This is a genomic window from Jannaschia pagri, assembly GCF_019655435.1.
Taxonomy (GTDB): Bacteria; Pseudomonadota; Alphaproteobacteria; order Rhodobacterales; family Rhodobacteraceae; genus Jannaschia; species Jannaschia pagri.
This window is the reverse complement of record NZ_BPFH01000002.1, coordinates 325541-346504: the sequence shown is the minus strand read 5'-3', so window position 1 is coordinate 346504 and position 20964 is coordinate 325541. Positions and strand designations below refer to the sequence as shown.

Sequence of the window (20964 nt, the reverse complement as noted above, 5' to 3'; positions counted from 1 at the left end):
GGCAGGGGCTCGGTCATAGCCCCCATACAATCGGCATGGGTCCTTCGCCGGCCCGACTACCCGTGCCGCGCCGCGACGGTCTTCGTCTGGCTGAACCCATAGAGCGCCTCGAACCCCTTTTCGCGCCCGTGTCCTGATTTGCCGACGCCTCCGAAGGGAAGCTCAACGCCGCCCCCCGCGCCGTAATTGTTGATGAAGACCTGACCAGCCTTCAGGTCGCGGGCGAGGCGCATTTGCCGTGCGCCGTCGCGGGTCCAAACGCCCGCCACCAGGCCGTAATCCGTCCCGTTGGCGATTGCGATGGCCTCCGCCTCGTCCTCGAACGGAAGGATCACCTGGACGGGGCCGAAAACCTCCTGTTGGGCGAGGGGATGGTCCGGTCTCGCTCCGGTCAGGAGGGTTGGCGCGACGTAATGGCCACCGGTGCCGACAACCTGGCCCTGGGCGACGACCGTCAGGTCACCGGCTTGATCCAGAAATCCTTCGATGATGGCTTTTTGACGGGCTGAGATGACTGGCCCCACGTCCAAATCCTCCACCGCTGGCCCAACCCGGAGCGCGCGATACCGGTCGGCCATGCGGGCGGTCACCTCTTCCAGGACACCGCGCTGCACCAAAATGCGAGACGCCGCCGAGCAGGTCTGTCCGGCGTTTTGGATGCCCGCGTTGACAAGGAACGGCAGCGCATCGTCCAGGTCGCTGTCATCGAACACGATCTGGGGGGACTTGCCGCCCAACTCCAAGGTCACAGGAACCACGTTTTCAGCCGCCGCCGCCTGCACCCGCGCGCCCGTGGCCACGGACCCGGTAAAGCTGATGTGGTGCACATCGGGATGGCCCGCCAGGGCGGCGCCGGCCTCCGACCCCAAGCCCGGAACCACGTTCAGCGCGCCGGGGGGCACCCCCGCCTCCTCAGCGATCCGCGCAAAGGCGAGCGCGGTCAGGCAGGCTTCCTCGGCGGGTTTCAGCACGCAGGCGTTGCCCATGGCGAGCGCCGCGCCCACGGAGCGCCCGATGATCTGCATCGGATAGTTCCAGGGGACGATATGGCCGGTGACGCCGTGGGGTTGGCGCATCGTGTAAACGGTGTACCCGTCCAGATAGGGGATCGTCTGGCCATGCACTTTGTCGGCGGCCCCGCCGTAGAACTCCAGATACCGGGCAAGGGCGAGGGCATCGGCGCGGGCCTGCCGCAGGGGCTTGCCCACATCCATGGCCTCCATCCTGGCCAAATCCTCCACCTGCGCCTCGACCATGTGGCCCATGCGCGCCAGCAGACGGCCTCGCTCTGCGGCAGCCATCCGGCCCCAGGGACCCGCCAAAGCAGCCTGGGCTGCGGTGACGGCGGCGTCGATGTCAGCGGCGCGGCCCCGCGCGATGGCGCCAACGGTCTCCCCGGTCGATGGGTCTTCCATGGGAAGCGTGTCCGTGGGGCGGCACCAAGTGCCCCCGATTAGCATCTCCGATGTGTCGAATGTCACTGCCATGTCCCGTCCTCCTGCCTGGGTCTTTGGTGGCATGGCCAGGAGGGCGGGACCAGGGGCGTCTTGGGTGCGTTAGCCGGTCGCCGCGGGCGTATTCCGCGCGGCCAACCACTCTGCGGGGATCCGTGGGGCGGCGTCGATCAGGCGCCGGGTATAGGCTGCCGCCGGGGCCTCGAAGACCTTATCAATGGCGCCCTGTTCGACGATCCGTCCGCCTTGCATCACTAGAACCCGGTCACAGATGGCCCGGACAACCGTCAGGTCGTGGCTGATAAACAGATAGGACAGCCCCAAACGGTCTTGCAGCTCCGAGAGGAGGGCCAAGACCTGCGCCCGGACACGCACGTCCAGCGCGCTGACCGCTTCATCGAGCACCAGGACTTGGGGCTTCGTGATTAGCGCACGCGCAATGGCGATCCGTTGCCGTTGACCGCCGGAGAACTCGTGGGGGTATTTCTCCAGATCGGCGGTGGTCAGCCCGACCTCCGTCAAGGCGCGGGCGGCCTGGGCATCGGCGTCGCGCGGTTTGCCCGTCAGATGGAAGGGTTCCTGCACGATCCGGCGAACGGTCCAACGGGGATTGAAACTGCCGTAGGGATCCTGGAATACGACCGATATCCGGGCCCTCTGGCGTCTCGTCATGGACTGCCCGCCTGGCGTTCCGTCAAATGTGACGGAGCCGCCCTGCAAAGGTTCCAACCCTAGGAGTGCACGGGTTAGCGTAGACTTACCACAGCCCGATTCACCCACGAGGCCCAGGCTTTCCCCCCGGTGCAATGTGAAGGACACGCCGTCTACCGCCGTGACGGCCCCATAGGTGCGCCGCAGGTCCCGGGCCTCCAAGATCGCCGTGCCATCGGGGGGGCGCGGGGTATGGGGCGGGGGACGCGACGCCGCCAGCAGGGCCGCCGTATAGGGATGCCGGTGCCCCCGAAACAGCGCCTCCGTCCGGTCGCTTTCGACAATGCAGCCGCGTTCCATCACCGCGACATGGTCCGCCATGCCTGCAACCACGCCAAGATCATGGGTGATCAGCAACAGGGCCATGCCCTCATCATCCACAAGGCTGCGCAACAGGGATAGGATCTCGGCCTGCGTTGTCACATCCAGCGCGGTCGTCGGCTCATCGGCGATCAACAGGCGCGGTCGGCGCGCGATGGCCATGGCGATACACACGCGCTGCCGCTGTCCGCCGGACAGCTCGTGCGGATAGCGGTCCAATGGCACGTGGGACAGACCCACGCGGTCCAGGCGGTCGCGGGCGATCCGTGCAGCCTCCGCCCGGCGGATGCCACACAGGCGCAGGGGCTCCGCCACCTGTGCGCCGATGGTGTGCACGGGGTTGAGGGCGGTCATCGGCTCCTGAAAGATCATTGCGATGTCGTCCCCGCGCAGACCCAGCCAGGCGCGTTCGGACAGCGTGAGCAAATCGGACCCGTCAAACAGGGCCTGCCCTGTGGTCGTTGAACCCCCTGGCAACAATCCCATCAGCGCCAGCGCCGTCATGGATTTGCCCGACCCGCTCTCCCCCACGAGCGCGGTGACGGCGCCCGGTTGGATGGCCAGGTCGATCTCGTTCAGAATCGGCGCCCCATGGATGGCAAGCGATAGCTTGCGTACCGTGATGAGCGGTGGGGCAGCCAACTGTCGTGGCGGGCCGTCGTTGCCAATTGGATCAGTTTGGCTCATGGAGCCCGCCGTCTCAGGCGAGGGTCCAAGTGGTCTCGCAGGCCATCGCCCAGCAGGTTCAGCCCCAGCACCATACCGACGATGGTTAGGCCCGGTAGAACGGCCAGCTGCGGCTCCGTGTAGATCATGGTTTGCGCGTCCGCCAACATCCGGCCCCAGCTTGCCGTGGGCGGCTGCGCCCCAAGCCCCACGTAGGACAGCGCGGCCTCCGCCAGGATACCCAGGGAGAACTGGATCGTGGCCTGAACGATCAGCAGATTGGTGATATTGGGCAGAACGTGCTCCGTGCTGATGCGGGCTTTGCCTTTCCCGGCCACCCGGGCCGCCATCACATAGTCAAGCGTCCAGATCGGCAGCGCCGCGCCCCGGGCCACGCGCGCAAAGACTGGGATATTGAAAATGCCAATGGCCAGGATGGCGTTGACCGCGCTCGGGCCGAAGACGGCGGTGATGAGGATCGCGATGACGAGCGAGGGAAAAGCAAAGATCAGGTCGTTGCCGCGCATGATCACGTCGTCCAGCCACGTCCCCCGTGCCGCTGCCGCCCAGAGCCCGAGGGGCACGCCCAGACCAAGGCCGATCCCAACAGCCACCAGCGCCACCGCAATGGAGGTTCGCGCGCCCTCCATCAACATGGACAGCATGTCACGGCCAAAGTGGTCGGTGCCCAAGGGGTGAGCCGGGGACGGAGGCAACAGGCGCGCCGCAATGTCCAAGCGCGCCACGTCATGGGGCACCCAGACGAGCGACAGCAGCGCCGCCCCCGCGAAGAGGGCCGTCAAGACGGCCCCGATGAGCATCCCGCCCCTCACCTGCGGCGCAGCCTTGGATCAGCAAGCAGATAGGTGAGTTCCACCAAGAACGTCACGCAGATCACGGCAAACACCAGCAGCATAGTGACTGACTGGACGACGATCAGATCCCGTTGCGTGATCCCTTGGAAGATCAAGCGCCCCAACCCCGGCAGGAAGAACACGTTCTCGATGATGATCGCGCCCGCCAGCAGAAAGCTGAACTGCAGCCCCAGGATGGTCAGAACGGGAATGGCCGCGTTTCGCAACGCGTGCCTGACAACCGTCGCGCGCTGCGACAGCCCCTTGGCCCGCGCCGTGCGGATATAGTCCTGATCCAGGGTGTCCAAGACAGCGGACCGCAACACGCGCGCCAGGATCGAGGCTTGGGGCAGGGCCAGGGCAATGGCGGGCAGGGTTAAGGCCTTGATCGCAGCCAGTGGGTCGGACCACCCCGGAAACCCGCCCGCCGAGACCCAGCGAAGTTTGACGGCAAACACCAGCACCAGCAGCATGGCGAACCAAAAGTTGGGGATCGCGATGCCCAACTGCGTCGCCCCCATCATCCCCCAATCCGCCGCGCCCCCACGGCGGCTGGCTGCGATCAGGCCTATGGGCACCGCAAGAACAACGGATAGGATCAGAGCATAGACCGCCAGAGGCGCCGACACCCCGATCCGGTCGACCACAAGGTCGGCCACGGGCACGCGGTAGGTATAGGATTGGCCGAAATCTCCGGCGAGCATGCCCTTGACCCAGGTGAGGTATCTCTGGCCCAAACTGCCCTCCAGCCCAAGGTCCGCGCGGAGGGCTGCGATGGTGTCTGGCTGGGCGTTCAGTCCCAACATGAACGCCGCCGGATCACCGGGTACGGCCTGCAGCATCAGAAAAATGACCATGCTCGCCACCACAAGCGACACGGAAAGGGACAGGATCCTGGATAGGAGGGAGCGCACCATGCTCGTACGCTAGCGGGGCGGAGGAATGGGCGAAAGACCGGGGCCGTCAGGTGCTGCGCATCTCATCCAAATGATCGTGGATGTGCATCGCATGGGCTTTGGCATATTGCGCCTTGTCCAGGGCGCCAAAGGCAAAGTGCGGGGCAGGGGCTTCGTCATGGGCGTCAAAGGCCCGAAGGCTCCGGATCAGACGGTCACGGGCCATGTCTGCCGTATTGGCCTCCACAACCTCCCCGGGGATCACGTCTGCGGTGTCGTGGGACATGGCCCCGCGCGCCTGAAAGGCCGCAAACGCCAAGGGGCCCACCGTATGGCGAAACACCGCCGACCTCAGGTCTGGATAGCCCGTCATCGAGAACTCGACGCCTTGGGCGAGGTGGTCGAAGGTTCGCGCCAAGCTCCAACTGCTGCTGGGCGCGAAGGCGTCCAAAGGGGTGTCCTGCAACCTGTCTATGATCGCGGATAGGTCCAGGTGCGGATGGTCCCTTGGTCGAACGACGTAGGCTGCCGCTCCGGTCAGGGTGGCGCATCCAATGGCTGTAAAGATCAGGGCGTCGCGTCGTTTCATGCCACATCCTAGCAGCGCGGCGCTTTTGGGCAAAGCCTGTCATGGAACCGTTACAGGACCGTCATTGCCAAGTCATGGCGTGGGCAGATTGCCGCGGCAGACTTACGAGGGGTACAGCATGTTCCGCACTTTGATGGTGAGCGTCAGCGCCGTCGCCTTAGCCACCGTGGCCCAGGCCGAAGGCTTCAACCGGATCGCCAGCTTCGCAGTGACCGACAACCTGCCGGAGGGCACGGATATCGCGACCGAGACGGCGCCGGAAATCATCGCCGCATCGGGTGATACACTCGTGTATACCGATAGCCCGCTGGAAGCGCTGGGCTTTATCGACATCTCGGACCCCGCCAACCCGCAGCCCCTGGGCGTCATGCCGCTGGAAGGCGAGCCGACCTCCGTCGCCGTTGCTGGCGGCTTTGCCCTGGCGGGTGTGAATACTTCCGAAAGCTTCACCAACCCGTCGGGCTACTTGGTTGAGGTGAACATCGCCGATCAGACTGAGGTGGATCGCTGCGACCTGCCGGGCCAGCCCGATGCGGTGGCCGTCGCCCCCGATCAATCGTTCTTGGCCGTGGCAATTGAGAACGAGCGCGATGAGGACCTGAACGACGGGATCATCCCCCAGATGCCCGCCGGATCGGTTGTGATGGTCGATCTGACCTCCGAGGGCTTGCTGGAGTGCGACAGCCTGCGCGTGGCCGACATCACGGGTCTGGCCGAGGTCGCCCCTTCGGACCCGGAGCCTGAATTCGTCGCCATCAACGGCGAAGGCGAGGTCGTGGTGACTCTACAGGAAAACAATCACATGGTGGTGCTGTCCTCCGCCGGGGAGGTCCTGTCCCATTTCTCGGCTGGGTCCGTAGACCTGGAGGGGATCGACGCCACCGATGAACGCGGCGCGCTTCTGTTCACCGAAAGTCAGACGGCCCGTCTGCGGGAGCCGGATGCCGTCACATGGATCGACGACACCCATTTCGCCACCGCCAACGAAGGTGATTACGAAGGCGGCTCGCGCGGATGGACGATCTTCTCGCAGGAGGGCGACGTCATCTGGGACAGCGGCACCTCCTTCGAACATGCCATCGTTCAGATCGGCCACTACCCTGACAAACGCTCCGATGCGAAAGGCGTCGAGCCGGAGAGCGTGGCCTTCGCGACCGTCGGAGGCACGCCCATGGTTTTCGTGGGCTCCGAGCGTGGGTCGATCGTCGGCGTCTATGATGTGACCGATCCGACGGCTCCCGTTCTGACCCAGCTGTTGCCCTCGGGCGTTGGGCCCGAAGGCTACGCTGTGCTGGCAGACCGTGGTTTGCTGGTGACCGCGAACGAAGGCGACCTGATCGAAGACGGCGGTGCCCGCGCCCATGTCATGATCTACCAGATGCAGGACGGCCCCGTCGTCTATCCCCACCTGACGTCTGAGGGTGCGGAGGCGTTGATCGGTTGGGGCGCCTTGTCCGGAATGGTGGCCCAGGATGGCCTGCTCTATGCCGTCTCCGACAGTTTTTATGGCTACCAGCCGCGGATCTTCACCATCGACCCGAGCCAAACACCCGCGCGCATTGTCGCAGCCACGGATGTCACCCGTGCTGGGCGGCCTGCGCAGAAGCTGGACTTGGAAGGCATCGCCACCGATGGGGAGGGCGGATTCTGGTTGGCCTCTGAGGGGCGGACGGACCGGGTCATTCCCCATGCGCTTTATCACGTGACGGCTGAGGGGGAGATCGAGGCAGAGATCCCGCTGCCCGCAGAGCTGCTGTCGGTCGAACGCCGCTTTGGGATGGAAGGTGTGACCCGCGTCGGTGACACCCTTTGGATCGCGATCCAGCGGGAATGGCAGGACGATCCCAAGGGCATGGTGAAGCTGGTGAGCTATAACCTGGAGACCGAGGAATGGGGCGCCGTCCACTACCCGACCGAGGCCGCCGAGACCGGCTGGGTCGGCCTGTCGGAGATCGTGGCCCACGAAGGGTTCCTGTATCTGATCGAGCGGGACAACCAGATCGGCCAGGCCGCGAAGGTCAAGCAGATCACCCGCGTGGCCCTGGACGGGCTGACCCCCGCGCCGCTGGGCGGTGACTTGCCGGTCGTAGAGAAGGAGGTCGTGCGCGACTTGCTCGACGATCTGACCTCCACCGGTGGCTACGTCCTGGACAAGGTCGAGGGCCTGGCGATTACCGAGGATGGTACCGCCTATGTCGTGACCGACAATGACGGCGTCGACGACCATTCCGGCGAGACGATGTTGTTCACCGTCCCGCTGAACTGACTTTCATCACCAAGACTATTTAAGGTCTTCATTACACTCATCCCTCTCACGGCTCGGCGTCTTCCCCACGTCGGGCCGTTTTTTCGTGGGGCCTCGTCCAACGTGGCCGTTGTCCTCGGTCGACACCCCCGGCGTCGGTTTTGCGGGTGAAGCGGCGCGTGCTTTGATGGACGCGCAGGGGCATGGAACCGGGGCCGGGGCGGTCGGGACCAGCCAATAGCGCAGGTTTGGCGTGTCTGATCTGCTGCGAAAACCATCCGGCGTTTTGGATGCGTGGATCGGTCCAAGAACCTGGCGATATCATGTGCCGGGACAAAAAGACCTCGCGACGTGAGGAGCACCCTGCGGAGTGGCTTGCTGCGCCTGAGGTCAGATAAACGAAGTCCATGTCCGCTTGGCTGCGACCTTTCGGTTTGTGCACGCTTATGGTGAGTTTGGGTGTTTGCGGGTGGCCCGGCAGTAGGGCCTGGTTCCATGGAACTCTCGGACATCTCACCCAGAAACATCGGCTCCGGAGGGGCCGCCCGGACTCAAGCGGTCGGCACAATGCGTTGGCGCGACGGATCGCACAGACCGCAGAGGGTGCTTCTGGCCGTTCAGACACGCCGCCGGGCGACGTCACCCGCCCCTCCGAAGTCTGATCGAACCTCTAGTCTTGGGACCTGAGCACCCGCGCGGGGCGGGCGGCGAGGGGGCGCCAGGCGAAGGCCAAGCCGGCAAGCAAGGTCGCCAGCGCGCCGCCAACCACGATGACAAGGGCCGACAGAGGCTCGAAGGCATAGGGCGCGTCCATGACGAAGGTCAGAACGCCCCAACCCGCCAGAGCTCCGCCGATGATGGCAACGATGCCCGCCGCTGCGCCCAAAAGCGCGGATCGGATCGCAAAACTGGTCAAGATCGTGCGCCGTGTGGCCCCCAGGGTCTTGAGCACAGAGGCTTCGAACACACGCCCCCGCTCGCCCGCCGCTGCGGCCCCAATCAGGACCACAAAGCCGGTCAACAGGGTCGCCCCAGCCCCCCAGGATGTGGCGGCGGCGAGGGCCGATAGCGCCTCGGTCACCAAATCAATGGCATCGCGCACCCGTACTGCCGTGATGTTCGGCGCATCGCCCGCCACATCGCGCAGGATCTGGGCCTCGGCCTCTGGGGTGGCGTAGACCGTGGACAACCAGGTGTGGGGCGCGCCCCGCAGGGCGGCTTCGTTGAAGACCATCACGAAGCCAATCCCGCCGGTGGAAAAATCCACCTCTCGGAAGGAGGTAACGGTGGCGGTAAGGTCACGGCCTAGGATGTTCATGGTGACCTCATCACCGATCTCAACCCCAAGCTCGTCGGCTTCCTCCTGGGCGAAGCTCACCTGGGGCGGGCCGTCGTAGCCCTCCGGCCACCAAGTGCCGCCGGTGATGCGCGTGCCCTCCGGCAGGCTATCGGCAAAGCTGATGCGACGGTCGCCGCGCGTGACCCAATGGTCAAAGTCGGCGGCTGGACGTCCCGCCAAGGTCTGTACGACGCCGCCCAGCATGGGGGCCGCGTCTACGCGACTGACGGCGGGGTCGTTTTCAACCCGATCCAGGAAGCCCGGCAGTTGGTCCGGCTGAATGTCCACAAAGAAATAGGAGGGCGCCACTTGGGGCAGATCCCGATCAATGGCCGCGCGCATGTTTGCGTCGATCTGCCCAACCGCCGCGAGGACGGTCAAACCCAGCCCGAGGGAGAGGACGACCGCGGTCGCCTCGCCACCCGGCCCGCCGACGGCGCCCAAGGCCAGGCGCAGCGATGGGGTGCCACGGGCGGTTCCGGTGCGGGCCAATCGTCGGGAGAGCGCCCGCACGCCCCAAGCGGCCAGCACCAGGATACCGAGGGCCACCAGGATCGCCCCGGCGGCGTAAAGCGCCAGAAGCGGGATGCCCGACAAAAGCGCTGACGCCCCGATCAGAATCACTGCGGAAGCAGCAAGGGCCGCAACGTAGCGTTTCCGTGGCCACCCGCGCGCGGGACCGGAGGCGTCCCGGAACAGTGATGCGGCGCGCACCTGTTCCGTACGAGCCAGGGGCCAAAGCGTGAAGATCAGAGCGGTCAGGGCGCCATAGAGCGCGGCCTCTGCCAATGGGCCGCCGTGGATGCCGAATGCCACGGGCACAGGCAGCTGGGTGGAAATGAACGGGGCGGCCAGCAGGGGGATTATGGCGCCGAGGACCAATCCGATGGCCACGCCCACCGCCGCGAGGACCCCGATTTGCATCAAATAGGCCGCGAAGATCGTGCGGCCCTCGGCCCCGATAGTCTTAAGGGTGGCGATCACGGGGGTCTTGCGATCCAGATAGGCGCGCACCGCCGCAGAGACTCCGACGCCCCCCACGGCCAGTCCGGCCAATCCGACCAACACCAGGAAGCTGCCGATCCGGTCTACAAACCGCGCGACCTGCGGGGAGGCATTACGCCGATCCCGCCACCGGGCCCCTGCGTCGGCGAAGGCAGTCTCCACCTGAACCTCAAGCGCGTCGAGTTGGGCGTCGGTCGTCTCGGGAGGCAGGGTGAGGCGATAATCGGTCTCGAACAGGCTGCCGGAACTGAGCAAGCCGGATCCATCCAGAGCCTCGGTCCGCACCAGAGTGCGCGGTCCCAGGCCGAACCCTGCTGCCCCGGCGTCGGGTTCCCGTATCAGCCGAGCCGTGATGGTGAAGGCCTTGGTCCCGAGCCAGAGAGAGTCGCCCATCTCTAGTCCCAGGCGATCCGCCAGAACCGGGTGCACGACCACGCTGTCCCCTGCGAGCGCTTCGGCCAGGGGAATGTCCGGCTCCAACGCCACGGCGCCTGTGAGCGGATAAAGGGCGTCGACGGCCTTAACCTGGGTCAGGGCGCGGTCGGCGTCTGGCCCCTGTGCCGTTGCCGCCATGGAGCGGAAATCGACCGCTGCCGAAACCTCGGTGGCAAAGCTGCGCAACAGGTCGAGTTCCTGGTCCGTGGCGAAGCGGTAACTAAACTCAACCTCCGCATCGCCACCCAGGATCACACGGCCCTCGCGTTGCAAGCCTTCGGTGATGGAAACACGCACGGAGCCCACGGCGGCAATGGCGGCCACGCCAAGGGCTAGACAGGCGAGGAAGATGCGAAACCCGGCCAGGCCCCCACGCAACTCCCGCGTGGCAATTCGGGCCGCTTGGGACAGCCAGGTCATTGCAATGCCCCTTGGTTTCGAACGGCCTGCGCCGTCCGACCGGGGGCGCGGCCCTGCCGGGCCGCGCCGGCACCAGGGTCATAGATCGCTGGGCAAGCGGGAAGGTCCGTCTTGGCATATTTTTGGAACATCGAAGCAGGGATCATTCCGCTGCCTCTGCCGTCCGGCGCGTTTCGCTGTCGAGGCGACCGTCCACAAGGCGGATCGTGCGGTCGCAGCGCGCGGCAAGGTCTAGGGAGTGCGTCACCAGAACCAGCGTCGCGCCATGGCGGTCGCGCAGGCCGAACAGCAGGTCCATGATGGCTTCGCCCGTGGATTGGTCCAGGTTACCCGTCGGTTCGTCTGCCAAGAGAATATCTGGGCGCGGCGCGGCGGCTCGGGCCAGGGCCACGCGTTGCTGCTCGCCGCCGGACATCTGGGCGGGGTAGTGGCCGATGCGATGGCCCAATCCCACGGCCTCCAACTCTGCCGCAGCGCGGTCAAAAGCGTCGCTGTCCCCGGCCAGCTCCAGCGGTGTGGCGACATTTTCGAGGGCCGTCATCGTGGGGATCAGGTGGAAGGATTGAAAGACGACCCCCATATGTCCTCGGCGGAAGCGGGCGAGGGCATCCTCATCCATCTCAGTCAGATCGCGGCCCAAGGCCTCGACGGCCCCGGATGTTGCGCGCTCCAGCCCGCCCATGAGCATGAGGAGAGACGACTTGCCACTGCCCGACGGCCCCACCAACCCGACGGTTTCCCGTTCCGTCACCTCCAAAGAGATCCCGTGCAGGATGTCGACAATGCCCGCGTTGCCCTGGAGGGACAGCGATACATCGCGCAAGGATAGGACCATCGGAGACCTCATGTGTCGATTGCGTCCCCTTGGATATGGGGCGAGGTCGAAACTGAACAAGGCGGTTCAGGTCGTGGTTTTGACCCTGGTCACGATGGGGACAGCGCAAGCCGAGACCATCAAGGTCGTTGCACTGGGCGACTCTCTCACGGCAGGATATGGGCTCCCGCAGGGAGATGGGTTTGTGCCCCAATTGCAGGCCTGGTTGACCGAAGAGGGCGTAGATGCCGAGATCGTGAATGCCGGTGTTTCGGGCGACACAACCGCTGGCGGCCTTGCGCGTCTGGACTGGTCTTTGGATCCCGACGTGGACGCGATGATTGTTGCCCTGGGGGGCAACGATCTGTTGCGCGGCATTCCTCCGGAATCGAGCCGCGAAAACCTCGAGGCCATTCTCACGCAAGTGAGCGGCGCGCGTGGATTGCCCGTTCTTTTGATCGGGTTGGAGGCGCCGGGAAACTACGGGCCCGACTATAAGGCCGCGTTTGATGGGATGTACCCGGCGCTTGCCACGCAATTTGACGCGCTCCTTGAGCAGAACTTTTTGGCGCCGCTTGTGATTGACGGGGATCTCGCTGCTGCGCGGGCGCGGTTCATGCAAGCGGACGGCATCCATCCGAATAAGGAGGGCGTTGCTCAAATCGTGGCGGCCTTTGGTCCCCGGGTGGCAGAATTGGTTGCTCGGGCCGAGCCCTAACAACCTTTCTACCCCCCCCCCACCAAAACACCCCCCGCCCGAGCGCTCTGGCTCGAAGGCGGGGGGTGCCCGTGCCGCAACGCACCTCGGAGAGAGGGGGGAGAGACCGGGGAGGGTGGCGCGGCATCACTCCGACCAGGCGGGGGGATACCCGGCCGGAGCAGTTAGCGAAAAATCAGTCGTCGTCGCGGCTCTCCTCGGCGAAGCGGGCGAAGATGTCCGTCGCGATGGCGTTCTGGCCGACGACGGTCGCGCCGTTCAGCCCGCGCCGGTCGTTGGCGTTGTCCTCGGTCGCGTTGAAGATCGCGAAGGCCTCACCCAAGGACCCCGAGCGGGTCGAGACGGTGACGGTCGCATCGCCGCTGGGCAGCTTCGAGCGGTCGTTGGCGCGGTCGATGTCCTGGTTGAAGTGAGCGATGGCCCCGGCGGCGCCTGCGGGCACTTGGGCGGAGGCGGCTCCGGCGATGGAAGCGGCGGCGACGATGGCGGAGAGGATGAGCGTTTTCATAGTGTTAGTCCTTATGTGAGCGGCCCAGTTAGCGTTGCGGCGGGCCGGAGTGGGTTGCGGTGTGCTGGGCTGTTGCCCTGCTGATGGGATTGATATGCGGGAGCGTGGTCTGACATTCAACAAACGGACGCGTGAGGATGACGCGATAAGCGTGCGCCCACGCACATACCTCTCCCCCAACCGCACGGCCCTCACGGGCGCGCGACGGCAGCTCACCAAACCGCGACAATTCCCCTAAAATCCGACACGAAACCCGCGCCCCACCCCGAGCCACAACCACCCGGCCCCCAGCTTCTTCTCGGCAAAAATACTCCCAGCCCCATAGCCCCACCAAAGCGCAGCAGGCGAGATCCGGGGGATTCCATCAGAACCGCGCAATATCGAACGCGCGCACTTGCTCGTTTGTCTCAGTTCGGCCAAACCAAAGACCAAGGACGGGAGGCAAAAAATGACTCATATACTTGCGATCGACCAGGGAACGACATCGAGCCGCGCCATTCTTTTCGACAAGGCCATGCGGATCTCAGCGACGCGACAGAAGGAGTTTACCCAGCACTTCCCCGACAGTGGATGGGTGGAGCATGAAGTCGATGAGATCTGGGCTAGCGTCTTGGAGACCTGCCGGGGTGTCCTGGCCGATATGCAGCTTGCGACGTCATCGGTCGCCGCAATTGGGATCACGAACCAGCGGGAGACGACGATCATTTGGGATCGCCGGACGGGTGAGGCCCTGCATCGTGCGATCGTCTGGCAGGATCGGCGAACCGCCGCCTTTTGCGACGACCTTAAGGCGGCGGGACATGAGGAATTGGTTACGGCGCGAACGGGCTTGCTGCTTGATCCCTACTTTTCAGGCACAAAGCTGCGGTGGCTCCTGGATAATGTGGCCGGTGCGCGCGATTTGGCGCGGGAGGGTCATCTCCTTTTTGGAACGGTGGACAGCTATCTTATCTGGAAGCTGACGGACGGGCGGTCCCATGTGACCGACGCGACGAATGCCGCCCGAACCATGCTTTACAATATCCACGATGGTTGCTGGGACGCAGAGATTTGCGATCTTCTCGACATTCCCATGGGGATCCTTCCACAGGTCCTGGATTGTGCTGCTGACTTTGGGACCACGCAGGTGTTTGGCGGTGAGATCCCAATTCGCGGGGTTGCGGGGGATCAGCAAGCCGCAACGGTCGGGCAGGCCTGTTTCCAACGTGGGATGCTGAAATCGACCTACGGGACGGGCTGCTTTGCGCTGCTGAACACGGGCGACACTGCTGTGACGTCCCAGAATCGGTTGTTGGGTACGATTGCCTATCAGTTGAATGGCAAGCCTACCTATGCGCTCGAAGGATCGATCTTTATCGCCGGGGCGGTTGTGCAATGGCTGCGCGATGGGCTTGGGATCATTGATGCGGCGCCCGATACACAGGCCTTGGCCGATCAGGCGGATCCCACACAAAGGCTCTATTTGGTCCCAGCTTTCACAGGGCTTGGGGCGCCCTATTGGGACGCGACGGCGCGAGGAGCGATCTATGGCCTCACCCGCGGGTCTGGCCCGGCGGAGTTTGCACGCGCCGCGTTGGAGTCCGTCGGATATCAGACACGCGACCTTTTGGAGGCCATGGCTGCGGATATGGGTGGCTTGGGAGAGACGGTCCTCCGGGTGGACGGGGGTATGAGCGCCTCCGATTGGTCCATGCAATTCTTGGCAGATATCCTGGGCGCACCGGTGGATCGACCAGAGGTCTTGGAGACGACGGCTCTTGGGGCGGCGTGGTTGGCAGGGATGCAATCGGGGGTCTATCCAGACCAAGATGCCTTCTCTAAAGGTTGGGCCCTAGAGCGCCGGTTCGAAGCGCAGATGTCCGCTCAAGAGCGCGAGGCGCGCTACGAGGGCTGGTCAGATGCCATTCGGCGCACCCTGACGCGTTGAGCGGGGCCTCCGGCTGAGCCGGAGGCGGCGCGCGGGTTCACCCGCGCGGTCCCCGGTGCCTCCGCATACTACGCCAGGCTAAAGCCCGTCGACGCTTTAGCGGATCAGACGTCCAGGAAGGTCCGCAAGCGATGCGGCCCCAATCTGCGTCATGTTTGAGATCATATCTGCGCGCAACATGTGGACGAGATGATCGACCCCCCGCCGTCCAAAGGCCGCGAGCGCGAAATACCACGCTTTGCCAAGGAAGACGAAATCCGCGCCCAGGGCCAGAGCCCGAAGAATGTCGAGCCCGCCCTGAATACCAGAACAGTAATAGACCGGCACCCGCCCGGACACCGCCTGGACCACGGCGGGCAAGCAATCGATCGCGGCTGGGCCGCCCTCGAATTGGCGGCCAGAGTGGTTTGATACCCAAATCGCATCGACGCCCATGCCGATGAGACGGTCGGCGTCGTCGGGTTCCGCCACGCCTTTCACGATGAGCGGCCCGCCCCATTCCGCCCGCAGTGCCGCGATATAGGCGTCGTCCGGGAAGCCCCGGATCAATCGGCCCGCGTGGACGAAGGCATCTTTGCCCTTAGCCTGCGGTCCATAGCTGTTGGGGAACTTCATGGTGGGTTGGCCGTGTTTCAAGATGCCGAGTGCCCAGGTCGGCCGAGCCATGATCGACGCGATGATCTTTGGTGTCATGACCGGCGGCATCGAGACATGGGCCCGGCGCTGTCGCTCTCGGCGGCTTTCGCCCGGGACATCGACGGTCACGACGAGCGCTTTCCAGCCTGCCGCTTTGATCCGGGCCAACATGTCGCGGCGCACCTCTGGGTCGCGGACGGGGTAGTGTTGAAACCACCCCATATCCCCCGCGATGGGGCCGGTATCCTCGGGCGTGGCGGCGGCGACCGTGGATTGTCCGTAGGGCATCCGATGGGTGGCTGCGGCGGCAGCCAGGGTGCGCTCCGCGTCTGGCCACAACAGGCCCGCCATGCCCACGGGGGCCACACCAAACGGTTGCGGGTATGTGGTGCCCAGGGTCGTCCGGCTCAGATCCGGCGTGAACTCCCCGCGTAGGATGGCGGGCATGAACTGAACCGCATCCATCTGTGTGCGATTGAGCGAGACGCCCTTTTCGGTCCCGGTCCCGCTGTCGAGGTATTCGAAGGCAAAATGCGGCATCCGGCTTTTGGCCTTCCGCCGCAGGTCAGACAGCGCGGGGTGGGTGACGTCTAAATCCATGTCAGGGGCCTTCGCTGGGGATGCCGGGCGGGCGAGGGATCCTCCCTCGCGCTCCCTGGCGATATTTATGGAACATCGAAAAGGGGAGGTTAGCGCACCTTGAGGGTTATTTTGCCGATATGGTCCCCCGCTTCCATGCGTGCATGGGCCGCGGCGGCTTCCGTAAGGGGGAAGGTCTGATCCATCACCGGTGCAATTGTGCCTGCGTCATAGAGTGGCCATACCTTGGCGCGCAGCGCCTCGGCGATCCGGGCCTTGGCGAGGTCCGATTGGGGGCGCAGGGTGGAGCCGGTGATCGTCAGGCGGCGAACCATGAGGGGCGCGAAGTTCACGGCCACCTTTGGGCCTTGGAGGAACGCGATCTGGAGCAGGCGTCCATCCTCGGCCAGAGCCTTGAGGTTGCGCGGCAAGTAGTCACCGCCAACCATGTCGAGGATCACATCCGCGCCGCCTTCGGCCTTGAGACGGGCGACGAAGTCTTCGTCCCGGTAGTTGATGGCTTCGGCGCCGAGGTCTGCACAGGCTGCGACCTTTGCCGCGCTGCCCGCCGTGGCAAAGACGCGGGCCCCCATGGTGCGGGCCATTTGGATGGCGGTCGTGCCGATGCCGCTGCTGCCGCCGTGGACGAGGAAGCGCTCACCAGCCCGCAGGCCGCCGCGGTCGAAGACGTTGCTCCAAACCGTGAAGGCCGTCTCGCAGAGAGCTGCGGCCTGGGCCATGGTATAGCCACGGGGCACCGCCAGGGCGTGATCGGCGCAGGTCACGGCGTATTCTGCATAGCCGCCACCGGGGAGGAGCGCGCAGACGTGGTCGCCGACGGCCCAGCGACTGACGCCCGGGCCAACGGCAGCGACGGTGCCCGCGCACTCCAAGCCAGGCAGGTCAGAGGCGCCCTTGGGCGGGTCATAGGCGCCCGCCCGTTGTAACGCGTCGGGCCGGTTGACGCCCGCGTGGTCGATGGCGATTAGGATTTGGCCCGCGCCTGGTTGAGGTACGGGGCGGGTCGTTGGGGTCAGGACATCGGGTCCACCGGGCGCAGAGATTTCGATTGCGGTCATCGTGTCGGGCAGGTCGGCCATGGGTCCCCTCGGTGGTCACTGTTGCGGCACCCTAGTCGGGACCTTGGGCGAGGACTAGGCCTGGGGCGGGGATCACCTTGTACACATCGCGAAGGTCTCTGATCTGATCTTCGCGTTCTGGCGGCCGCGCGAGGCCTTTGTGAGGACCGATGCACCTATTCCTGTGGCGTCGCACGCGCACTAGTTCTTGGTGGCTAACGACTTTGATGGGTCGGCTGAGCCTTGCTGTCCTGGTCGCGCACGAAGGACGGCGGAGGGCCGTGGGCTTTAGAGAATGCCAATCGTGCAAGTGGTCTAGAAGCTTATACTTCTGCCACATCTGCGCGTGGTGCTGATAGCTGGGGTCACCGATCTGCTCGTGGCGCGGCACGCGTTCACTACGGTCACCACTCTGCGCGACGGTCGTTCGGTCACTATGAAGGATCTCGCCAAAGGCCGGGCAGATCACCGCGCGGCGCCTTGGCTGGGGCGCGGACCCGGTCGAGCAGCATGTTTGGGCCAGCCATCAAACGGCTAAGGACGGGGGACTTGCGGGCTTGGGCCTTTAGCTTTTCGATCTGCATCACATTGTCGATGCGCCGATCGAGAAAGTCCCAGGTCTCCCGGTAGTCTTCAGATTGATCGCCGAGCCAATAGAGCACCGTTGCCGAATACACCCCCGACAGGGTGAGGCGCTTCGTGTACCAGTTCACGTCCACGGAAGTATCCCCGAGGCTGTCCCAGATGGCATCGGCCGTCCCCCAAAGCGCGCGGGTGCCGTCGGCGGCGTGGATGGGCAGGGCGAATAGCGTCACGCCCCGGCGCACCGCCTCTTTGTCCTCTTCCGCGATTTCCAGCCGAACCCGGATGGCTCGGGCCACGCGGTCTCGGTAGCGCATCTCCGTCAGGTCTTCGGCTTGCAGGTGCTCCATCATCCGGTCGTCGCCTCGGCGGTGGAAGGCGAGGGCCAAATCGACCTCCCCTCGGGGGAAGGCGGCACGGGCTTGGGCGGGTGTGACCTCCGCGTCGGCCACAGCGGCACGGAAGGTGGCCGCAGACCAGCCGTCGAACGGAACATGGGTCAGTGCCGCGTCAATCAGGCAGTCTTTGAGGTCTGGCATGTCGCGCTCTCCTGTGGGTCGGTCGCTGGACAAGATAGGGGTGTGGGGATATACGGCCAACTCCTGCACGGATTTATCCGACAACTCCAACTTAGAAAGGTGGTGAAAACCACATGCAGGTCAGCGTTCGCGACAACAACGTCGATCAGGCCCTCCGGGCCCTGAAAAAGAAGCTGCAGCGCGAAGGTGTGTTTCGTGAGATAAAGCTCAAGCAGCATTTCGAGAAACCCTCCGAGAAGAAGGCGCGGCAGAAAGCCGAAGCGATTCGGCGCGCCCGCAAGCTCGCGCGGAAAAAGGCACAACGCGAAGGGATGATGTAAGACCCTTCGACGGCTTTGCGCCGTTTCAAGCCCCCGGTGCGGTGTCGCACCGGGGGCTTTCTTTTGGGGCGCGCCTGTGGATTGGACCCTGCAGAACCGGGCTTCAGCGGTCCATCCTGGCGCCCATACGCTAGGCGGGGGAGCGGTGACGTCTACGGTGCAGGGGCCGGGCGCACCGTTGCCAAGGCGATGACGGCTGACATCACGGCCAGGGCGACCCCCGCCCAAGCGGCGAGCGCGAAGGCCATCAGGAGGTCGGCTTGCAAGAGAACGATGCCCAATAGGGCCGTGGCAAGCAGCCCGCCGATCCGACTGATCGCGTTGTTGATCCCCGAGGCGACGCCCGCATACCGCTCCCCCGCAGAGTTGAGGACTGCCGCCGTGAGCGGCGCGACCGACAGGGACATCCCCAGGGCGAGGGCCAGAAGCCCGGGCAGAACATGCAGCGTATAACGGACGTTCTGGCTAGGCATTTGGGCAAATGCGAAGAACCCAAGGGCGACGAAGCTCGCGCCAACAACCAGCAAGGGCCGCGTGCCGAACCTGTCCGCCAAAGGCCCCCCGGTGAGCCGGGAGAGGACGGCTAGGACAGCCGGAAATGGCAGGATGGCCGCTCCTGCTGCGGTGGCAGAAAACCCAAGACCTTGGATCAAGACATAGGGCAGCAGCACCATGAGGCCGCCGAGGGCCGCGTACAGAAATAGGGTAAAGGCGGTCAGGCCGGAGAAGCTGACGTTCTGGAACAGTCTGAGCGGTGTCATGGCGCGGTCACCCAGCCGGGCTTCGACCGCCAGAAAGGCCGATAGCAGCGCCATGCCGACCGCCAGGGCCGCCGTCACCAGACCCGAAGGGCCCAGGTCGGGCAGGGCGATCAACCCCCAGATCAAGGCGAAGAGGCCCGCCGACACCAAGATCGCACCCCATAGATCCAGGGGCGCACATGTTTCCGGGGCGCTCAGGCTCTCGCGGACGGTGTCCCGTGCGATCCACCAGGCCACCAGGGCCAGTGGTGTCACGGCGACGAAGGCCCAGCGCCAGCCAACAGTGTCGACGATCACACCGCCGACCACCGGCGCCACGGCCCCAGCGGCGGCCCCGACACCCGCCCAAGTGCCGATGGCGCGTCCCCGGTCAGGTCCGTGAAACGCGTCGGCGATGATGGCCAGGGATGTGGGCGCGATCATTGCGGCAGCGACCCCCTCCAGGGCGCGGGCTGCCAGCAGGAAGGGAAAGCTCCAGGCGACAGCACAGAGCAGGCAAGAGGCGGCAAACAGCAGCAGACCGGCCTGAAAGACGCGCTTGCGCCCCCTGTGATCGCCAAGCGCCCCGCCCAGCAAAACCAGCGCGCCCAAAGGCAAAAGATAGGCATTTACGATCCATTGGGCGCCGGTCGCACCGACGTCGAAATCGGCCTGCATTTGCGGCAGGCCCACATTGATGATGGAGCCAAGCACAAACGCGAGGCTGGATCCCAGGATCGTCGCGGTCAGCGTGCCACGCGGATCATAGTGGTCGGATGTTTTGACGGGACCTGAGCCAGGGGCCTCTGGGCAGGGGGGCGGGAGAGTGGCGGACATGGTTCCTCCGCGGACGACACTCCCTTTGCCATAGCATGGGACGGCTCAAAAAGGAGCGTCCCATGGGCCAGGGTCACCGTTGCGGGCGAGACCTTTTCTACAGCGCAGTCACATGAGAACGGCTAGGTAGCTTCTCTCACGAACCCATCGTCGGTGATCGCCTTGACCCGTGGCCGTTCTGGCGAATGGGCGTCCACGGTGTCGTCAAATATCTTGCGCTCCGTCACGCCCGGGACGGCGGCAAAACTGCGCATGACGTTATCTGGAAACCACGATTGGCGCACTTGGGTGTACCCGAGCTCCCGCAGAATGCCGGAAACGGAAACCCCGCAAGTCGCCTTGGAGGCTGGCCCATGGGCCTGGACGAGGGACAGCGCGCGCTCGGCCTGCTCAGGCGTCACGGTCAGGTCTTGGATGACAACGTGGTAGGTCGGCCGCGCATGGTAGTCCGTGTAGAACTCCAGCATCGTCGGGGTGATGCCATAGAGCACATCGCCCCGCTCCGGCACGGTGGGGTGATGCCACGTGCCCGCCGGGTCAAACAGCACGCGCTGGCTGCCGGAGACCATCAGAGCCGAATGGCCCCCATCGCCGGAGCGATTGTTGATCGCTGTAATCAGCGTCAGCTTGGCGGGGCCGGGCGCCGCATAGGCCCGGCGCTCCACCTCTTCCAGCGGATCGTAGATGGCCTCCGCTCCGCAGGCCACCAAAAGCGGTACGAGAAGCATGACCGCCAAGGCGCGCAGCATG

General features: G+C 65.0%; 17 protein-coding genes. 4 read left to right on the top strand and 13 right to left on the bottom strand.

Annotated elements, in window-relative coordinates:
* Positions 1 to 56 precede the first annotated feature (56 nt).
* The 5 genes from K5R33_RS06570 to K5R33_RS06550 form a co-directional block, all read right to left on the bottom strand.
* The gene (locus K5R33_RS06570; protein WP_255576176.1) at positions 57 to 1487 is read right to left on the bottom strand and encodes an aldehyde dehydrogenase family protein; all 1431 of its coding nucleotides are present in this window, start codon (positions 1485 to 1487) and stop codon (positions 57 to 59) included.
* Between the two features lie 69 nt (positions 1488 to 1556).
* Entirely contained in the window at positions 1557 to 3173 is a 1617-nt protein-coding gene (locus K5R33_RS06565; RefSeq protein WP_220748210.1) for an ABC transporter ATP-binding protein, read from the bottom strand.
* A complete protein-coding gene (locus K5R33_RS06560; protein WP_373314144.1) occupies positions 3170 to 3973 on the bottom strand; it encodes an ABC transporter permease in 804 nt (267 codons plus the stop codon). Before K5R33_RS06560 ends, K5R33_RS06565 begins: the two co-directional genes overlap by 4 nt.
* 8 nt (positions 3974 to 3981) lie before the next feature.
* On the bottom strand, positions 3982 to 4923 hold the full coding sequence (locus K5R33_RS06555) for an ABC transporter permease (RefSeq protein WP_220748208.1): 942 nt from the start codon (positions 4921 to 4923) through the stop codon (positions 3982 to 3984).
* A 46-nt stretch (positions 4924 to 4969) separates the two neighbouring features.
* Positions 4970 to 5491 (bottom strand): DUF1569 domain-containing protein, encoded by a 522-nt coding sequence (locus K5R33_RS06550; RefSeq protein WP_220748207.1) that lies wholly within the window; start codon positions 5489 to 5491, stop codon positions 4970 to 4972.
* A 118-nt stretch (positions 5492 to 5609) separates the two neighbouring features.
* Between K5R33_RS06550 and K5R33_RS06545 the strand changes: the two genes are divergently transcribed.
* On the top strand, positions 5610 to 7757 hold the full coding sequence (locus tag K5R33_RS06545; RefSeq protein WP_220748206.1) for an esterase-like activity of phytase family protein: 2148 nt from the start codon (positions 5610 to 5612) through the stop codon (positions 7755 to 7757).
* 649 nt (positions 7758 to 8406) lie between these two features.
* Here K5R33_RS06545 and K5R33_RS06540 read toward each other — a convergent pair.
* Together K5R33_RS06540 and K5R33_RS06535 are read right to left on the bottom strand one after the other, a co-directional pair.
* Positions 8407 to 10935 (bottom strand): ABC transporter permease, encoded by a 2529-nt coding sequence (locus tag K5R33_RS06540; protein ID WP_220748205.1) that lies wholly within the window; start codon positions 10933 to 10935, stop codon positions 8407 to 8409.
* Between the two features lie 142 nt (positions 10936 to 11077).
* On the bottom strand, positions 11078 to 11770 hold the full coding sequence (locus K5R33_RS06535) for an ABC transporter ATP-binding protein (protein WP_373314143.1): 693 nt from the start codon (positions 11768 to 11770) through the stop codon (positions 11078 to 11080).
* A gap of 10 nt (positions 11771 to 11780) precedes the next feature.
* Between K5R33_RS06535 and K5R33_RS06530 the strand changes: the two genes are divergently transcribed.
* Positions 11781 to 12467 (top strand): arylesterase, encoded by a 687-nt coding sequence (locus K5R33_RS06530; protein WP_220748203.1) that lies wholly within the window; start codon positions 11781 to 11783, stop codon positions 12465 to 12467.
* A gap of 175 nt (positions 12468 to 12642) precedes the next feature.
* On the opposite strand, the gene K5R33_RS06525 is transcribed toward K5R33_RS06530, so the two are convergent.
* Entirely contained in the window at positions 12643 to 12975 is a 333-nt protein-coding gene (locus K5R33_RS06525) for a hypothetical protein (RefSeq protein WP_220748202.1), read from the bottom strand.
* A gap of 448 nt (positions 12976 to 13423) precedes the next feature.
* Between K5R33_RS06525 and glpK the strand changes: the two genes are divergently transcribed.
* A complete protein-coding gene (gene glpK / locus K5R33_RS06520) occupies positions 13424 to 14902 on the top strand; it encodes a glycerol kinase GlpK (RefSeq protein ID WP_220748201.1) in 1479 nt (492 codons plus the stop codon).
* 96 nt (positions 14903 to 14998) lie between these two features.
* Here the strand turns inward: glpK and K5R33_RS06515 are convergent, their stop codons facing one another.
* The 3 genes from K5R33_RS06515 to K5R33_RS06505 all read right to left on the bottom strand — a co-directional run bounded on the left by K5R33_RS06515 (position 14999) and on the right by K5R33_RS06505 (position 18317).
* Positions 14999 to 16138, bottom strand: coding sequence for an alpha-hydroxy acid oxidase (locus K5R33_RS06515; RefSeq protein ID WP_220748200.1), 1140 nt, complete (start codon positions 16136 to 16138; stop codon positions 14999 to 15001).
* A gap of 89 nt (positions 16139 to 16227) precedes the next feature.
* Complete coding sequence (locus K5R33_RS06510; RefSeq protein ID WP_373314142.1) at positions 16228 to 17217, bottom strand: NAD(P)H-quinone oxidoreductase; 990 nt, start codon at positions 17215 to 17217, stop codon at positions 16228 to 16230.
* 413 nt (positions 17218 to 17630) lie between these two features.
* Positions 17631 to 18317 (bottom strand): COQ9 family protein, encoded by a 687-nt coding sequence (locus K5R33_RS06505; RefSeq protein WP_220748199.1) that lies wholly within the window; start codon positions 18315 to 18317, stop codon positions 17631 to 17633.
* Positions 18318 to 18430: 113 nt separating this feature from the next.
* On the opposite strand from K5R33_RS06505, the gene rpsU reads away from it, so the two are divergent.
* Positions 18431 to 18637 carry a 30S ribosomal protein S21 gene (gene rpsU / locus K5R33_RS06500; protein WP_220748198.1) on the top strand — a complete coding sequence of 69 codons (207 nt, stop codon included), beginning with the start codon at positions 18431 to 18433 and terminating at the stop codon, positions 18635 to 18637.
* A 152-nt stretch (positions 18638 to 18789) separates the two neighbouring features.
* On the opposite strand, the gene K5R33_RS06495 is transcribed toward rpsU, so the two are convergent.
* On the bottom strand, positions 18790 to 20214 hold the full coding sequence (locus K5R33_RS06495) for an MFS transporter (protein ID WP_220748197.1): 1425 nt from the start codon (positions 20212 to 20214) through the stop codon (positions 18790 to 18792).
* A gap of 122 nt (positions 20215 to 20336) precedes the next feature.
* A complete protein-coding gene (locus K5R33_RS06490) occupies positions 20337 to 20963 on the bottom strand; it encodes a hypothetical protein (protein WP_220748196.1) in 627 nt (208 codons plus the stop codon).
* Between the last annotated feature and the right edge of the window lies 1 nt (position 20964).

What these genes read in the sequence shown, in the direction of transcription:
- K5R33_RS06495 (WP_220748197.1), bottom strand. Translation starts at nt 20,214, where the DNA reads ATGTCCGCCACTCTCCCGCCCCCCTGCCCAGAGGCCCCTGGCTCAGGT.
- glpK (WP_220748201.1), top strand. Translation starts at nt 13,424, where the DNA reads ATGACTCATATACTTGCGATCGACCAGGGAACGACATCGAGCCGCGCC.
- K5R33_RS06490 (WP_220748196.1), bottom strand. Translation starts at nt 20,963, where the DNA reads ATGCTGCGCGCCTTGGCGGTCATGCTTCTCGTACCGCTTTTGGTGGCC.
- K5R33_RS06525 (WP_220748202.1), bottom strand. Translation starts at nt 12,975, where the DNA reads ATGAAAACGCTCATCCTCTCCGCCATCGTCGCCGCCGCTTCCATCGCC.
- rpsU (WP_220748198.1), top strand. Translation starts at nt 18,431, where the DNA reads ATGCAGGTCAGCGTTCGCGACAACAACGTCGATCAGGCCCTCCGGGCC.
- K5R33_RS06545 (WP_220748206.1), top strand. Translation starts at nt 5,610, where the DNA reads ATGTTCCGCACTTTGATGGTGAGCGTCAGCGCCGTCGCCTTAGCCACC.
- K5R33_RS06505 (WP_220748199.1), bottom strand. Translation starts at nt 18,317, where the DNA reads ATGCCAGACCTCAAAGACTGCCTGATTGACGCGGCACTGACCCATGTT.
- K5R33_RS06515 (WP_220748200.1), bottom strand. Translation starts at nt 16,138, where the DNA reads ATGGATTTAGACGTCACCCACCCCGCGCTGTCTGACCTGCGGCGGAAG.
- K5R33_RS06570 (WP_255576176.1), bottom strand. Translation starts at nt 1,487, where the DNA reads ATGGCAGTGACATTCGACACATCGGAGATGCTAATCGGGGGCACTTGG.
- K5R33_RS06555 (WP_220748208.1), bottom strand. Translation starts at nt 4,923, where the DNA reads ATGGTGCGCTCCCTCCTATCCAGGATCCTGTCCCTTTCCGTGTCGCTT.
- K5R33_RS06530 (WP_220748203.1), top strand. Translation starts at nt 11,781, where the DNA reads ATGTGTCGATTGCGTCCCCTTGGATATGGGGCGAGGTCGAAACTGAAC.
- K5R33_RS06550 (WP_220748207.1), bottom strand. Translation starts at nt 5,491, where the DNA reads ATGAAACGACGCGACGCCCTGATCTTTACAGCCATTGGATGCGCCACC.
- K5R33_RS06535 (WP_373314143.1), bottom strand. Translation starts at nt 11,770, where the DNA reads ATGGTCCTATCCTTGCGCGATGTATCGCTGTCCCTCCAGGGCAACGCG.
- K5R33_RS06540 (WP_220748205.1), bottom strand. Translation starts at nt 10,935, where the DNA reads ATGACCTGGCTGTCCCAAGCGGCCCGAATTGCCACGCGGGAGTTGCGT.
- K5R33_RS06510 (WP_373314142.1), bottom strand. Translation starts at nt 17,217, where the DNA reads ATGGCCGACCTGCCCGACACGATGACCGCAATCGAAATCTCTGCGCCC.
- K5R33_RS06560 (WP_373314144.1), bottom strand. Translation starts at nt 3,973, where the DNA reads ATGCTCATCGGGGCCGTCTTGACGGCCCTCTTCGCGGGGGCGGCGCTG.
- K5R33_RS06565 (WP_220748210.1), bottom strand. Translation starts at nt 3,173, where the DNA reads ATGAGCCAAACTGATCCAATTGGCAACGACGGCCCGCCACGACAGTTG.